Source organism: Microbacterium gorillae (genome assembly GCF_000826185.2).
Taxonomy (GTDB): domain Bacteria; phylum Actinomycetota; class Actinomycetes; order Actinomycetales; family Microbacteriaceae; genus Microbacterium; species Microbacterium gorillae.
Genome location: NZ_LN648873.1, coordinates 218,693 through 232,716 on the forward strand (window position 1 = coordinate 218,693; position 14,024 = coordinate 232,716).

A 14,024-nucleotide genomic window follows, 5' to 3' on the forward strand; every position below is an offset into this window, starting at 1 on the left:
GTCGGCCGGTTCGTCTGGGGCATCCGAGATCTGTTAGGCTTTCTCTGTTGCCCGCGAGGGTGATGATCCTCCATAGCTCAATTGGCAGAGCAGCCGGCTGTTAACCGGCAGGTTCTTGGTTCGAGTCCAAGTGGGGGAGCCAGAAAGGCCCGAACTTCCGCGGAAGTTCGGGCCTTATTCGTGCTCGTTCACGCGTGCGTCAGCGGTACCGCGGTGGTGATCGAGGCGGTGGGATCGAGAGTCCCGGCGGAGGTGGCACGTTCCTGCGCGGCGAACTCGCGGTGCAGCGCTCGCTCGTCTCCACGCCACCGGGCGGCCAGCGCGCGGGCCGCCGTGGGAACCAGGGTGCAGGACCCCGGTGCGTCGTGATCGCCGTGACCGGGGGAGGCGGGAGCGGCGTCGCTCGGGCGTGCTCCGGTCCGGAAGCCGTAGCGGCGTCGCGCCGGCTGGCCACAGGCAGGGCACGGGAGAGCGGCCGCCGCCGGGGCGCTCTGCCAGGAGTCGAAGCGACCCCCGCACGGGCAGGCGTACTCGATCATCACGGCCATCAGCGACGACCCCGGTATCTGCCGAACCCGCCATGTGCGTCGATGCTGATCGGGTCGTGCGTCACCCACACCGCGGCATCGTGGGAGTCGCGCAGCTGACGCAGCCGGTCGATCGAGCGGACCGTGTCGGACGTGTTGTGATCACCGCCCATCGGAAACCGGTTCTCGAGCGCCGCGGCCAGATGGATGGTGTCGCCGGTGATGAGGATCGTCTCGTCCGCGAGCCGTACCATCAGCCCGTGGTTGCCGGGGGTGTGGCCGGGAAGCTCCAGGAACACGATGCTCCCGTCGCCGAACAGATCCAGATCGCCGCGGACCGGGTGCCACTCGTGGGACTTCACCGCCTGGAAGTCCTCCCAGCGGCAGAACGCGGTGGGGAACGGGTCCGGCCAGAACACGTACTGCAGGTCCGGCGCGCCGATGTAGAACTTGGCGTTCGGGAACAGCCGCATTCCTCCGGAGTGGTCGAAGTGCGAGTGCGAGATGAGCACGTGCGTCACCTCAGCAGGGTCGAATCCCATCAGCTGGATCTGCGCGTCCACCCGCTGTTCGGGCGTGTAGAGCATCTCGAACATGGACGCGAGTTCACCGAACTCCTCCACGGCGCGCCCGGCCGCGGCCGGATCCAGTCCGGTGTCGAACAAGACGAGTCCGCGCTCGTGCCGGATGAGAGTGGCGGTGATGGGGGAGAGGACTTGCCCGGAACCGCCGAGCATCACCAACCCGGCGTCGAAGGTCAACCGTCCGACATCGAGGGTCCAGATGTCTTCGACGGTCCCGGTGGGCGCGGCGAACTGTGTCACGATGTGCTCCTTCACACGACCCACTGGCGGGCCATCTCGCGTCGTGCCGGATCGTCCCGGCGTTGGGACATCCTGCCAGCAGATGGTCCGCCGCGACCGTCGATTCCGGACCGCGGAAATCTCGGTTCGACCTTCCCGAATCGCGGTATGCGCGCCACCGGAACACGGTCGGGCGGTACCGCTGAGCGGCGTCCACCCTTGCCGTGCACCGCGTCGGACTTCGCAGAATGAGGGCGGAGGACTGCCCGATGCTCACGACCCCTGCGAAGCGCCCGTGGTGGCGTGCCCGTCCGTTCCTGCTCGCCGCCGCAGCGGTCGGCGTCCTGGCGATCGGGTTCGTCGGCGGACTCGTCGGCGGCGCGGCTGCAGGTCGCGGGAATGCGGGTGCGGTCGCGGGATCCTGTGACGCGGTGGAAGTGACGGACCGGGTGCTGCCCACGGTCGTCACGGTCTGGGCCAGCGGGGCGGCGGGCAGCGGGAACGGCAGCGGCGCGATCCTGTCCACCGACGGCCTCGTGGTCACCAACGATCATGTGATCTCCTCCGCGCTGACCGGGTCCGCGGTCTCGGGTTCGCTCGCAGTCACCCTTGCGGACGGGGAACGCCTCGAGGCCGAGCTGGTCGGGCGCGATCCGCAGACCGACCTCGCGGTGCTGCGCGTCAAGCGCGACGGCACACTTCCGGCGATTCGCTTCGGGGCGTCCGGCGAGGTGCGGGTCGGGCAGCCGGTGGTCGCTCTCGGCGCACCTCTCGGGCGCAGCAACACCGTGACGGCGGGCATCGTGAGCGCCCTGGGTCGCTCGGTGAACCTCCCCACCGGCGACGGCGGCGTGACCGTCATCACCGGCGCGGTCCAGACGGACGCCGCGATCAACCCCGGCAACTCCGGCGGCGCGCTGGTGGACTGCGCCGGCGCCCTGGTCGGCATCAACACCGCCATCACCACCGTCCCGGACGCGAATGGCACGGGAGGCGGCGGCAGCATCGGGATCGGCTACGCCATCCCCGCCGACACCGTGCGTGCGATCACCGACGACCTGATCGAGAACGGACGCGTGGACCATCCCTCGTTCGGCATGGAGACCGCGACCCTCACGCCGGCGGTGGCGGCGCAGTTCGGCGTCCCGCCGGGGCTCGTGGTGACCTCCGTGGTCGCCGGCGGCTCGGCCGATGCCGCGGGCGTTCAGGTCGGCGACCTCATCACCCGCTTGGGGGAGCAGGAGCCCCCCACCGTGGTGTCGCTGGCCTACCTCACCGTGCGATCGGCCCCCGGCGACAGCGTGTCGGTCACGATCGTACGGGACGGAACATCGACGATGACGAAGAAGATCGAACTGCAGCCGGACCCCACGAAGTGACCGCATCGCCGCGCCGGACGCCGGCCGTCTCGGTCAGGCGGTCAGCAGTGCGGGCGTCTGAGCCTCGACGCTCCGGCCACCCAGCGTGACGGTACGGCCGCTCTCGTATGCCGCGAACAGGCGCGGGTCGATGTAGCTGCCGCGGGCGACCGCGATGGTGTTCCCGAGCGCCTCCGCGGTCTCCCGCACCGCTTCATCACCGGCTTCCGCGGAGTCCGCGGGTCCGATGCGCGCGAAGCATGCCGCTGCGGTCGCCGTGCATGGATCGTCCGGAAATCCTTCGCCGTGTAGTCGCCGCCCGTCCGCGCGCGTAAGTCGTCATTGATGTCGGATGCCCGGACCGACCGACGCCGCCGTCCGTCCTCCCACGCCAACAGGCGTCGGCGCGATCCGCCGTCCTGCAGCCGCCGGAGCGTGCGGGCGAGGTCCGGGTCGCTCAAGCGGGATTCCCACGGCACCCCGCTCTTGCCTCGGAAGCGGAGAGTGATCGAGCGCCCGGACACTTCCACGTGCGACGCCCGCAGCGTGATCAGGCCGACGCTGCCGTGCTCGCGCGCATAGCGTTCGGAGCCGATGCGGAGATACGCGCTGTCCAGGAGCCGAAAGGCCGCAGCCAGGACATGCTCGCGTCCGTCGTCCGCGGCGCGCAGGTCTCTGGTGACGGTTCGACGGGCGCTCGGAAGGGTGGCGGCGAGCTCGATCATGCGGTCGAACTTCTGTTCCGCCGCCGCCCGCGTCCAGTCCTCGTGGTAGCGGTACTGCGTGCGGTCGGCCGCGTCGACGCCCGTCGCCTGGATGTGGCCGTCCTCGTCCGCGCAGATCCAGACCTGCCGCCAGGCCGGCGGGATCGCGAGCTCGCGGATTCGGCTGAGGTCGATGTCGTCGGTGATCCGGGTGCCATCGGGGGAGCGGTAGACGAACCCGCGACCGCGTCGAGAGCGGGCTATTCCGGGCTCACCGGATGTCACGGTGCGTGTCGCCACGATGTCCCCTTCCCCGATGCCGGACGCTGGCCGGTGGATCGATTGTGCTCGCGCCACCGGTACGACATGCCGGAGGGTTTTCTCCACCGCCGGTGCCGCACCGACGGGTTCGGCACGGGCGGAGAATGGGCTCATGCCCCCGGTCCCCGTCTACTACTACTCGTCGGTGTCGAATCTCACCGGACGATTCGCCGCGGCGCTCGCGCGGGACGGGCGCGAGGTTCGATCGTTGGCGGACGCCGAGGTGCGCCGCTCTGAACCGGACGGGCCGTGGGTGCTCTTGACGCCGTCGTACAAAGCGGGCAACCGGGACCAGGTCACACTGCCCGCGCCCGTGCGGGCGTTCCTGCGCTCACCGGTGACCCGGCGTCGCCTGGTGGGCATCATCGGCTCGGGCAATCGCAACTTCGGTGAGTTCTACCAAGCGGCCGCACGCGAGCTCTCGCGCGCGTCCGGCCGCCCCGTGCTGTTCGAATTCGAGCTGTCCGGGACGCCCGAGGACCTCGAGCGCTGCGAGGACATCCTCGAGTCCCTCGATGCAGCTCTGGCCGGTCGCGCCGTCACGTGAGCGCGTCCTGGCGGGGGATCCACACCTCACGCACGATGAGCAGGATCGCCGCTGTCACCGGGATGGCGACGAGCGCGCCGAGCAGGCCGAGCAAGGTGCCACCGACGAGGGCTCCGATGATCACCAGTGAGCCGGGCACGGCGATCGTCCGGCTCATCACGCGCGGCGTGAGCAGGTATGCCTCGAGCTGCATATAGATCAGGTACACGACGGCGAAGATGAGCGCCGCCGTCGGATCCGAGAAAAGCGCCAGGACGGCCGCCATCACCCCGTACAGGACCGAGCCCACCAGAGGGATGAGGGTGATGCAGAAAGCGAGCACCGCCATCAGCTGCGGAAAAGGCAGCCGGAGGATCAGGTGCAGCACGAAGACGAAGACCGCGTTGCACAGCGCCAGCAGCGCCATGCCGCTGAGGTATCCGCCGACGGACTCCGCGATGCGATCGGCGAGTTCCGCCACTCGGGCGCGACGGCGGGCGGCGATCAGGGTGATCGCCGCGCGCTTGATGGCGGGCAGAGTGGCGACGAAGTAGAGCGTGAGCACCACGACGATGATCGTGCTGGAGACCACTGACGCGATCGTGATGCCGACCTGCAGTGCGCCACCTGAGATCGCCAGGATGTTGCCCGGGTCGGTGAGGAAGGACTGCACGTCGGCGACGACGGAGTCGAACCCGTCCCCGAGGTTCTGCTCCAGGAACCGGAACACTTCGGATCGCTGGAAGCCGCGGATGAGGTCGGGGACGGAGTGAGCGAAATCCGTCAGCTGACCGATCACGGTCGGCAGGACGATCGCGATCACTCCGGCGACGAACAGGATGACCAGACCGAAGACGATCACGACCGCCCAGCCGCGGGGCACCCCACGCCGTACCAGAGCGCGCACCAACGGCTCCAGCCCGAGGGCCAGGAAGACGGCGAACCCGATCGAGACCAGCACCGTCGACAGATTCGACAGTGCGATCCCGAGGACCAGTGCGCTCAGGCCGCCGGCGGTGAGCAGGAACCCGATCAGAAAGGGCCGGTCCAGCCGGGCGGCGGTGCGGACGGGGGATGCTTTCGGCGCGGGAAACGGTCCCGACGCTGTGGGGGTGGGGGACATGGCCACATGGTAGCGACGGTATGCACTGCGCACAGCCCATCACGCACGAAGGGCCCCCACACAGCGGGGGCCCTTCGGTGTCGGTGATTACTTCGCGGTGCCCTTGATGGAACCGGTCAGCTTGGAGTCGTCCGCGGCCGTTGCGATGCAGGTCACCTGGCGGTCTCCGCCGTCCCAGGAGGCCTTGGTCGGGACCATCGGGTACGCGTCGTAGGCGGTGGAGTCGTCCAGCGCGATGCCGACGTACTTCTCGAACTCGGCGATGCACTTGTCACCGATTTCGGTGTTCATCTCGTCGGAGTCGTAGTCCGTGGTCGTCACGTCGAAGTTGTAGTAGACCTCTTCGTCGTGCTCTTTGTCGCAGGGCACGGTCGGGACGGTGTCGACCTCGTCCTGGTCCTGGGCGATCAGGCAGTCCCCGACCTTCACGTCGAAAGCGCTCTGGTCACCGGCTTCGGTGACCTGACCCTCGTCGTCGCGGGTGGCGGAAGCACCGAACAGGGTGCTGCAGCCGGCGAGGCCACCGGCCAGGGCAAGGGCGGCGACCGCGGTCATGGTGCGGCGGATCACAGTTGCGTTGGTCATTTTCTCCCCATCAGTGTGTGGCCGCTCGGATACGGCCCCGAATTCGGACGGCGCGTGCGAGGACGACGCCCGGATCGATCTTAGGAGGCGATTCTCAGAATCCCGAAACCATCGTGCACATCCGGGGGTACTGACACCGATCCGTTATGCGACGGCGCGCGGATGCGGGTCGCGATCACCCGGCTGGCGGTCACGCCTCCGGCTGATCGACTCCCGGTGTCCAGGCGTGGCCCGGACGACCCCAACCGCGCTTCTTCGCGATCTTCTGCGCCGTCTTCCAGTCGCGGTCATCGATGCGGTCGATGTAGAGCACGCCGTCGAGGTGATCGAACTCGTGCTGCATGATGCGCGCCCGCCACCCCGACACCTCGATGGTGACGGGAGCACCGTCCAGGTCGGTGCCGGTGACGCGGACACGGTCGGAGCGCCGCAGCGGGAAGCTCTCGCCCGGGAACGACAGGCAGCCCTCGGACTCGTCGTCCTCGTCCGGGAAGCCCGGCTCGAGCGGAACCATCCACAGTTCCGGGTTGATGATGACACCGCGCCAGGGGGCGCCCTCGTCGTCCTCGTACGTGTAGGTGTAGAGCCGCAGCGCCACGCCCACCTGGGGCGCGGCGAGTCCCACGCCGGGGGCGGCGTCCATGGTCTCGAACATGTCCGCCACCAGTGTGCGGATCTCGTCGGTGATCTCGCCGACGGGTGATGCGGGGGAGTGCAGGACGGGATCGCCCATGATTCGGATCGGAAGTACGGCCACGTCTAGAGCCTAGTGCGCCGCCGCCCGGCTACTCTCGAAGGGTGATGTGGGCAGCTCTCGCGACGGCACCGAACGTGACCGACCTGGTCGGGTTCCTGCAGAACCCGAAGTTGCTGCTCGGGATTCCGCTGGCGCTGGCCGGGGCGGTCTTCATGTCCCTGGGTGCGCAGTACCAGCACCGCGGAGTCACCAAGGTGGAGCGACTGAGCGGCCAGGATGCCGGGGCCGGACTCAACCGGAGCCAGCTTTTCAAACTGCTCACGCGTCCGTCCTGGCTCGTGGGAACATTGCTGCTCGGCGTCGCGATCGTGTGTCAGCTCTCGGCGATCGCGCTCGCACCCCTGATCGTGGTGCAGCCGCTCGGAGCGGTGGCACTCGTGATCACGACGCTGCTGAACGCGCGGGTGACCGGGTTCACGCCGACGCGTCGGTCCATCGTCGCGATCAGCATGTGCATCGTGGGCACACTCGCGTTCGTCGTGGTCGCCGCCATCTACGCTGAGGACCGCTTCGTCACCGAGGGTCAGCTCGCAACGCTGTTGGGGATCCTCGTCGTGGTCATCATCGTGCTCGGGGCGCTCTGGATCCTGCTGCGCAACAAGATGAAGGCGCTGTTCTACATCATGGGTGCCGGCGTCATCTACGGCTTCGTCGCAACGCTGGCCAAGGTCGTCATCAAGCGGATCCAGGCGCAGGACTTTGAATGGTTGACCCTCGTCTGCGTCATCGCGCTGGTCGCGGGAACTCTCATCGGTGGATACTTCGTCCAGACCGCACACGCTTCCGGGCCCCCGGACCTGGTCATCGCCGGACTCACCGTGGTGGACCCGATCGTGGCCGTCCTGATCGGCCTGCTCGTGCTGCGCGAGGCCACGACCGCACCGACCTGGGCGTACGTCGCGTTCGCCGTGTCCGGGGCGGTGGCGACGTTCGGGGTGATCGAACTCGCGCGTTACCACCCACAGGTCGTGAGCGACAGCCAGGAGCTGCCCATCGAACGCGGCTCCGACGCGGCTGCGAGCTCCGCGGTCGCGCCGGTGTCCGACACCTCGTCGCCGGAGGTCCGCCGCTCACATCTCACGGATGACAAGCCGTTCGATGAGGGTCCCGTCACCCGCAGCGAGTGAACGCCCCGCGGGGACGCTCGCGCTAGGCTGACACCGGTACGGGGCGGTGGCCAAGCTGGTCAAGGCAGCGGGCTCATAACCCGACGATCGTGGGTTCAAGTCCCACCCGCCCTACTCCCGATCCCCGCATCCGCACCGGACGCGGGGATCGTCGTTTCCGGGCTCCTCTCTCTCGGCAGCCGAGGGAACAACGTTGGCGATCCGCCTGGAACCGTACGGCAGGGGTTCGTCTCCAGTCCGATGAGGCACGATGGGGCGGTGCGTTCTCGATTCGTTCTCGTCCTCGTGTCCACCGTGATGGGTCTCCTGATCGTGACCGGGTGCGCCGCCGATCCCGAGCCTTCGCCCGCACCGCACGGCTCTTCGTCCTCGGCAGTTGCGCTGCCGCCGACGGGCGCCGAGATGGACTACCAGCTCGGGGGTGCGTACTCGCCGCCGGACGGCGTCGCCGTCGTCGCGCGGGACCGTACCGAGGCCCGCCCGGATGTGGACTACGCCATCTGCTACGTCAACGGGTTCCAGACGCAACCGGGGGAGCAGGCGGACTGGCCGAGCAGCGTGCTGCTGCGTGATGAGAGCGGCGACCCGGTCATCGACCCGGACTGGCCGGACGAGGTGCTGCTGGACACGCGCACGTCCGCGTCCCGTGCGGCGATCCTGGAGGTCGTCGGCCCGTGGATCGACGGATGCTCGGCGGCCGGATACAACGCCGTGGAGTTCGACAATCTCGACACCTACACGCGCAGCGATGGAGTGCTCACCCGGGCGGACGCCATCACGCTGGCGAGGGCATTCGTGGCCCGCGCCCACGCCGACGGGTTGGCGGCGGCGCAGAAGAACGCCGCAGAGGACGTCGTCGCGATGCATGCGAAGGCGGGCTTCGACTTCGCGGTCACAGAGGAGTGCGCGCAGTTCGACGAATGCTCCGCTTACACGGACGTCTACGGCCCGCACGTCCTGGACATCGAATACACCGACGCACAGGACGTGCCGATCACGACGCTCTGCCGCGATCGCCCGGACGGCATGTCCGCCGTGCTGCGGGACCGCGACCTGGTGTCCCCGGACGATTCCGCCTACGTCCGGCAGAGCTGCCCGGCCGAGTGAGTCCGACACGTCACCTAGGCTGGAGGGTGCAGCACCCCCGGAAGGACAGCACGTGACACTCGTCGACCACTACGTCGTCGCCACTGACGGAGCCTGCAAGGGCAATCCCGGTCCCGCCGGCTGGGCGTGGGTCGGGGAGGACGGTCACTGGTCCGCCGGCTCGATTCCGGAGGGGACGAACAACATCGGCGAGCTGCTCGCGGTGCTCTACGCGATCCGGGACCACGGCAACGTGCAACATCTGCTGATCCAGGCCGACTCGATGTACGCCATCGACACGTACACGAAGTGGATGGACGGGCACTACAAGCGCGGATGGAAGACCTCCGGCAAGCAGCCCACGAAGAACGTGGACATCCTGAAGGCGCTGATGGCGGCCCGGCAGGAGCGTCGCGAAGCGGGTCTGGACGACGTCGAGTTCGAACACGTGCGCGGCCACGCGGGACACCGTCTGAACGGTTGGGCGGACAACCGCGCGGTGCGCGCCTCCCAGCACGCGGCGCAGGGAGAATCCCTGATCTGGACGACTCACCGGGGGCTCGATCCGGTGGACGTCAGCATCGACGCACCCACCGCCGGTGAGGACAAGCCGCGTCGCCGATGACCGCCTGTGCGTGATGCATGACGCGCCCGAATCACAGGCTTGTCATTTCGTGATCCAACTGAGATGATGCAGGAGTAATCGAACACGTCCACGGACTCCGTGACAGGTCGTAGGGGAAGACGCACCTGACGAACGGAGGCAGATCGTGGCGACACCACAGGCGCGCGGAGTGATCTACATCCACTCTGCGCCGCGAGCGTTGTGCCCACACCTTGAGTGGGCTGTCGGGCGTGCCCTCGGGCGGGCCGTGAACTTCGAGTGGAGTGACCAGCCGGTCCTCTCCGGTAGTCGGCGCGCCGAGTTCTACTGGGAGGGACCCGCGGGCAGCGGCTCCGCCCTCGCCACCGCCATCCGCGGCTGGGAGCACCTGCGCTACGAGGTGTCCGAGGATCCGACGCCGCGCAGTGACGGCGGTCGCTGGATGCACACGCCGGACCTCGGCATCCACTTCGCGCAGACCGACTGCGCGGGCAACGTCGTGATCGGCGAAGACCGCCTGCGCTACGCCATGGAGATCGCCGCCGGCGACGCTTTCGAACTGCAGCGCGAGCTGGACATCGCCCTCGGCACCGCCTGGGACGCCGAGCTGGAGCCCTTCCGCACGGCCAGCGACGACAGCTCGGTCGTCTGGCTGCACAAGGTCGGCTGAGCCGATCCCACAGACTCGGGCGGGGAGGCGCGAGTAACGGGCATCGGTGACGAGTTCCCGGAATCCGACAAAGCGAATCTCCGCCCGATAGAGCTGGAGCCCCCGCGGGGAAGCGGGGGCTCCGTCACTTTCCATCTGCGAAACACCCAAGCACGTCCGGAACACCGCGCGATGCGGGGAGTTTCGGACGTGCCTGGGTGTCTCGCGGACTGAGGGTCTTTCAGGCGTTGCGGAAGGCCACGACGGCGTTGTGGCCACCGAAGCCGAACGAGTTGCTGATCGCCAGCTGGTCACCGGAGCCGAGGTCCTGCGTGGTCCCGGACAGGCGGAACGGCACAGCCGGGTCCGGTTCGGTCATGTTGATCGTCGGCGGAGCGATGCGATTCTGCAGTGCCAGCACCGTGAACATCGCCTCCAGGGCGCCGGTGCCGCCGAGCAGGTGGCCCGTGGACGCCTTGGTCGCAGACACCGGAATCTGGTCGATCCGCTCGCCGAACACCTGACGCAGCGCGTTGTACTCGTTCGGATCGCCGACCGGCGTCGAGGTGAGGTGCGCGTTGATGTGCGTGACCTCGTCCGCCGAGGCGCCGGCCATCTCCAAGGTCTGCTCCACGGCGCGGACGGCTCCGCCACCCTCGGGGTCGTTGGCCGTGATGTGGTAGGCGTCGGCGGTCACGCCACCGCCCACCAGGTAGGCGTAGATCTTCGCGCCCCGAGCCTTCGCGTGCTCCTCGGTCTCGAGGATCAGCACGGCCGCGCCCTCGCCCATGACGAACCCGTCGCGGTCGATGGCTCCGGGCCGCGAAGCGGTCTCGGGGGAGTCGTTGCGCCGGGACAGCGCCTGCGCGGACGCGAAGGACGCCATCGTGATCGGGTGGATGGCGGATTCCGCACCGCCGGCGATGACCACGTCGGCCAGTCCGTCCTGCAAGTGCTCGTACGCGTTCAGGATCGATTCCGTGCTGGACGCGCACGCGCTGACCACGGTGCGGGCGTAGGCGCGCGCAGAGAACTGCAGCGACAGGTTGCCGGCTGCGGCGTTCGGCATCAGCATGGGGACCGTCAGCGGCATGACGCGGCGCGGTCCCTTCTCGCGCAGCACATCCCAGGCATCCAGCAGAGTCCAGACGCCCCCGATACCGGTTGCGAAGTCGACGCCGAGACGCTCCGGCTCGACTTCGGGCGAGCCCGCGTCCTCCCACGCCTCACGGGCGGCGACGAGGGCGAACTGCGTCGACGGGTCCAGGCGCTTGGCCTCGTGGCGGGCGAGGACGGTGTCCGGTCGAACGGTCGCTTCGGCGGCGAACGTCACCGGAATCTCGTACTTCGCCACCCACTCGTGCTCGAGCGTGCGGGCGCCGGAGACGCCGGCGAGGAGGTTGGTCCAATTGTCCTCGGCGGTACCCCCGAGTGAGGAGCTGGCGCCGATGCCGGTGACGACGATGCGCTTGGTCATGCGCTCTCCCTGTCAGTGTGCGTTAGCAGTGTGCTGCGAAAGTCAAATGGGTCGGGCATGCCGCATGCTCTCAGAGCCGGCGGCATGCCCGGAAAGGATGTCAGGCCTGGTTGGAGGTGATGTAGGTCACCGCGTCGCCGACGGTCTTGAGGTTCTTGACCTCTTCGTCCGGGATCTTGACGCCGAACTTCTCCTCGGCGTTGACGACGATCGTCATCATCGAGATCGAGTCGATGTCGAGGTCGTCAGCGAACGACTTCTCCAGTGCGACCTCGTCGGCCGAGATGCCGGTCTCGTCGGTGATCAGCTCGGCAAGACCTGCGAGGACCTCGTCGTTCGTGAGTGCCATGGTTACTCCTTGTTGTTGGATTGGGCGTGGGACAGTCTAGGGGCCGGTCAGGGCAGGACGACGACCTGCGCGCCGTAGACGAGACCGGCGCCGAAACCGATCTGCAGGGCCAGGCCACCGCTCAGTTCCGGGTGCTCCTCGAGCAGGCGGTGGGTGGCCAGGGGCACGGAGGCGGCGGAGGTGTTTCCGGTCGTCTCGATGTCGCGACCGATCACGACGGACTCCGGCAGACCCAGCTGCTTGGCGAACTCGTCGATGATGCGCATGTTCGCCTGGTGCGGGACGAAGGCGGCGAGGTCCTTCGCCTCGATGCCGGCGGCCTCCAGGGCGCGCTTGGCGACCTTGGCCATCTCCCACACGGCCCAGCGGAACACGCTCGGGCCCTCCTGGCGCAGCGTCGGCCACGGCGCGGTGCCGTCGCGGAACTCGATCAGGGTGTGGTTCATCGACACGGTGTCGGCGCGCGACCCGTCCGAGCCCCACACCGTGGCGGAGATGCCGGGGAAATCGCTCGGGCCGATGACGACCGCGCCGGCCCCGTCGCCGAGGAGGAACGAGATGCTCCGGTCGGTGGGGTCGACGACGTCGGACAGCTTCTCCGCACCGATCACGACGGCGTACGTCCCGGCGCCGGCGCGGATCAGGGCGTCCGCCTGGGCCACGGCGTACGCGAATCCGGCGCACGCCGCGTTGGTGTCGTAGGCCGGTGCCGGGTTGGCGCCGATGGCGTCGGCGACGACGGCGGACATCGACGGTGTCTGGCGGGCGTTGGAGATCGTGGCGCAGATGACCAGGTCGATCTTCGCGGGATCGATGCCACTGCGTTCGACGGCTTCGCGAGCCGCGGTGATCGCCAGGTCGGTCGCGCTGGTCTCCGGAACCGCGCGGGTGCGCGTCACGATGCCGGTGCGCTGGCGGATCCACTCGTCCGACGAGTTGATCGGCTCGATCAGGTCGTCATTGGTGACGAAGTTCTCGCCACGAGCGGCGCCGTAGGCGTAGATGCGGGTGTGGGCGGGGCCGGTGGCCTGGGTGAGCGTGGGGGAGGTCACTCGTTCTCTCCGTTCAGCAGGGCGACGGCCGCTTCCAGGTCGTCCGGGGTCTTGACGGCGACGGTCGGGACACCGCGCATGCCGCGCTTGGCGAGGCCGGTGAGTGCGCCTGCCGGGGTCAGTTCGATCATCCCGGTGATCTCGCGATCGATCATGCCCGCCATGCAGAGGTCCCACCGCACCGGTGAGGTGACCTGGTGCACGATGAGCTCCAGCGCGCGCATGCCGTCGGTCACGAGCGATCCGTCGCTGTTCGTCCACAGCAGCTTGTCCGGCGTACCGACCGGTCCGCCCACCTCGGCGGCGTCGACGGCGGCCTGCAGGACCGGACGGGCGTGCTCCATGTAGCGCGTGTGGAAGGCGCCGGCGACCTGCAGCGGAATGACGCGAGCGCCGCGCGGGGCGTCCTCGGCGAGTTCGGCCAGACCTGTCAGCGAACCGGCGGCGACGATCTGTCCACCGCCGTTGAAGTTCGCCGGCTGCAGGTCGTGCGCGGCGATGCGCTGCAGGACGTCCTCTTCGACGCCGCCGACGATGGCGCTCATCCCGGTGGCTTCCTCGGCTGCCGCGGAGGACATCGCCCGGCCGCGTTCGCCGACGAGCGCCAGCGCGCGGTCGCCATCGATGACGTCGGCGATCGCCAGGGCGGCGACCTCACCGACGGAGTGTCCGGCGACGCCCGCGGCGCGTCCGCGCGCCTCGCCGAGCGCCTGCCAGGCGATCAGGCTCGCCGCCACGATCAACGGCTGCGCGATGGAGGTGTCGCGGATCGTATCCGCGTCCGACTCCGTCCCGTGCGCGAGCAGATCCACCTTCGCGGCGTCGGAGAACGCCTGGACGCGTTCACGGACACCGTCCAGCTCGAGCCAGGGGGTCAGAAAACCGGGAGTCTGAGAGCCCTGTCCGGGGCATGCCACGACGATCACCGGTCCAGTCTGCCAAGGATTCTCCGGAATCGGTGGCAGGACCATCACAG

General features: G+C 68.7%; 16 protein-coding genes and 2 tRNA genes. 8 read left to right on the top strand and 10 right to left on the bottom strand.

What is annotated here, in order from left to right; translation table 11 throughout:
* Positions 1–66 precede the first annotated feature (66 nt).
* Positions 67–142 (top strand) — tRNA-Asn (locus BN1193_RS04005).
* 46 nt (positions 143–188) lie between these two features.
* On the opposite strand, the gene BN1193_RS04010 is transcribed toward BN1193_RS04005, so the two are convergent.
* On the bottom strand, positions 189–548 hold the full coding sequence (locus BN1193_RS04010) for a hypothetical protein (protein WP_040164250.1): 360 nt from the start codon (positions 546–548) through the stop codon (positions 189–191).
* The gene (locus BN1193_RS04015; RefSeq protein ID WP_141396612.1) at positions 548–1,351 is read right to left on the bottom strand and encodes an N-acyl homoserine lactonase family protein; all 804 of its coding nucleotides are present in this window, start codon (positions 1,349–1,351) and stop codon (positions 548–550) included. Before BN1193_RS04015 ends, BN1193_RS04010 begins: the two co-directional genes overlap by 1 nt.
* A gap of 248 nt (positions 1,352–1,599) precedes the next feature.
* On the opposite strand from BN1193_RS04015, the gene BN1193_RS04020 reads away from it, so the two are divergent.
* Entirely contained in the window at positions 1,600–2,709 is a 1,110-nt protein-coding gene (locus tag BN1193_RS04020; protein ID WP_052460410.1) for a S1C family serine protease, read from the top strand.
* A 41-nt stretch (positions 2,710–2,750) separates the two neighbouring features.
* Here BN1193_RS04020 and BN1193_RS04025 read toward each other — a convergent pair whose 3' ends face one another.
* Positions 2,751–3,692: a DNA topoisomerase IB gene (locus BN1193_RS04025; RefSeq protein WP_052460411.1), complete on the bottom strand. Its 942-nt coding sequence runs from the start codon at positions 3,690–3,692 to the stop codon at positions 2,751–2,753.
* 133 nt (positions 3,693–3,825) lie between these two features.
* Here BN1193_RS04025 and BN1193_RS04030 point away from each other — a divergent pair, with 133 nt between their 5' ends.
* Positions 3,826–4,260, top strand: a complete 435-nt coding sequence (locus BN1193_RS04030) for a ribonucleotide reductase stimulatory protein (RefSeq protein ID WP_040164251.1) — start codon at positions 3,826–3,828, stop codon at positions 4,258–4,260.
* Here the strand turns inward: BN1193_RS04030 and BN1193_RS04035 are convergent.
* From BN1193_RS04035 to def, 3 genes are all read right to left on the bottom strand, one after another.
* The gene (locus BN1193_RS04035; protein WP_052460412.1) at positions 4,253–5,362 is read right to left on the bottom strand and encodes an AI-2E family transporter; all 1,110 of its coding nucleotides are present in this window, start codon (positions 5,360–5,362) and stop codon (positions 4,253–4,255) included. The genes BN1193_RS04030 and BN1193_RS04035 overlap by 8 nt on opposite strands.
* An 87-nt stretch (positions 5,363–5,449) precedes the next feature.
* A complete protein-coding gene (locus tag BN1193_RS04040) occupies positions 5,450–5,947 on the bottom strand; it encodes a septum formation family protein (RefSeq protein ID WP_094770264.1) in 498 nt (165 codons plus the stop codon).
* A gap of 190 nt (positions 5,948–6,137) precedes the next feature.
* Positions 6,138–6,704, bottom strand: coding sequence for a peptide deformylase (gene def / locus BN1193_RS04045; RefSeq protein ID WP_094770265.1), 567 nt, complete (start codon positions 6,702–6,704; stop codon positions 6,138–6,140).
* Between the two features lie 44 nt (positions 6,705–6,748).
* Here def and BN1193_RS04050 point away from each other — a divergent pair, with 44 nt between their 5' ends.
* From BN1193_RS04050 to BN1193_RS04070, 5 genes are all read left to right on the top strand, one after another.
* Entirely contained in the window at positions 6,749–7,831 is a 1,083-nt protein-coding gene (locus BN1193_RS04050; protein WP_052460413.1) for a DMT family transporter, read from the top strand.
* 40 nt (positions 7,832–7,871) lie between these two features.
* A tRNA-Ile gene (locus BN1193_RS04055) sits at positions 7,872–7,945 on the top strand.
* 144 nt (positions 7,946–8,089) lie between these two features.
* Entirely contained in the window at positions 8,090–8,938 is an 849-nt protein-coding gene (locus BN1193_RS04060) for an endo alpha-1,4 polygalactosaminidase (RefSeq protein ID WP_230206405.1), read from the top strand.
* A gap of 52 nt (positions 8,939–8,990) precedes the next feature.
* Entirely contained in the window at positions 8,991–9,542 is a 552-nt protein-coding gene (locus tag BN1193_RS04065; RefSeq protein ID WP_040164261.1) for a ribonuclease H family protein, read from the top strand.
* A gap of 145 nt (positions 9,543–9,687) precedes the next feature.
* A complete protein-coding gene (locus tag BN1193_RS04070) occupies positions 9,688–10,191 on the top strand; it encodes a DUF3145 domain-containing protein (RefSeq protein ID WP_040164263.1) in 504 nt (167 codons plus the stop codon).
* Between the two features lie 220 nt (positions 10,192–10,411).
* Here BN1193_RS04070 and BN1193_RS04075 read toward each other — a convergent pair whose 3' ends face one another.
* The 4 genes from BN1193_RS04075 to BN1193_RS04090 form a co-directional block, all read right to left on the bottom strand.
* Positions 10,412–11,647 (bottom strand): beta-ketoacyl-[acyl-carrier-protein] synthase family protein, encoded by a 1,236-nt coding sequence (locus tag BN1193_RS04075; RefSeq protein ID WP_040164265.1) that lies wholly within the window; start codon positions 11,645–11,647, stop codon positions 10,412–10,414.
* 100 nt (positions 11,648–11,747) lie between these two features.
* Positions 11,748–11,996, bottom strand: a complete 249-nt coding sequence (locus tag BN1193_RS04080; protein ID WP_040164267.1) for an acyl carrier protein — start codon at positions 11,994–11,996, stop codon at positions 11,748–11,750.
* Positions 11,997–12,043: 47 nt separating this feature from the next.
* Entirely contained in the window at positions 12,044–13,048 is a 1,005-nt protein-coding gene (locus BN1193_RS04085) for a beta-ketoacyl-ACP synthase III (protein ID WP_040164269.1), read from the bottom strand.
* Positions 13,045–13,974 carry an ACP S-malonyltransferase gene (locus BN1193_RS04090; protein ID WP_040164270.1) on the bottom strand — a complete coding sequence of 310 codons (930 nt, stop codon included), beginning with the start codon at positions 13,972–13,974 and terminating at the stop codon, positions 13,045–13,047. The genes BN1193_RS04085 and BN1193_RS04090 overlap by 4 nt, the downstream gene beginning before the upstream one ends.
* Positions 13,975–14,024: the final 50 nt, after the last annotated feature.

Bases quoted from the DNA above. Each gene is read 5' to 3' on its own strand.
- BN1193_RS04010 (WP_040164250.1), bottom strand. From the start codon at position 548: ATGGCCGTGATGATCGAGTACGCCTGCCCGTGCGGGGGTCGCTTCGAC.
- BN1193_RS04020 (WP_052460410.1), top strand. From the start codon at position 1,600: ATGCTCACGACCCCTGCGAAGCGCCCGTGGTGGCGTGCCCGTCCGTTC.
- BN1193_RS04030 (WP_040164251.1), top strand. From the start codon at position 3,826: ATGCCCCCGGTCCCCGTCTACTACTACTCGTCGGTGTCGAATCTCACC.
- BN1193_RS04035 (WP_052460412.1), bottom strand. From the start codon at position 5,362: ATGTCCCCCACCCCCACAGCGTCGGGACCGTTTCCCGCGCCGAAAGCA.
- BN1193_RS04040 (WP_094770264.1), bottom strand. From the start codon at position 5,947: ATGACCAACGCAACTGTGATCCGCCGCACCATGACCGCGGTCGCCGCC.
- BN1193_RS04050 (WP_052460413.1), top strand. From the start codon at position 6,749: ATGTGGGCAGCTCTCGCGACGGCACCGAACGTGACCGACCTGGTCGGG.
- BN1193_RS04075 (WP_040164265.1), bottom strand. From the start codon at position 11,647: ATGACCAAGCGCATCGTCGTCACCGGCATCGGCGCCAGCTCCTCACTC.
- BN1193_RS04080 (WP_040164267.1), bottom strand. From the start codon at position 11,996: ATGGCACTCACGAACGACGAGGTCCTCGCAGGTCTTGCCGAGCTGATC.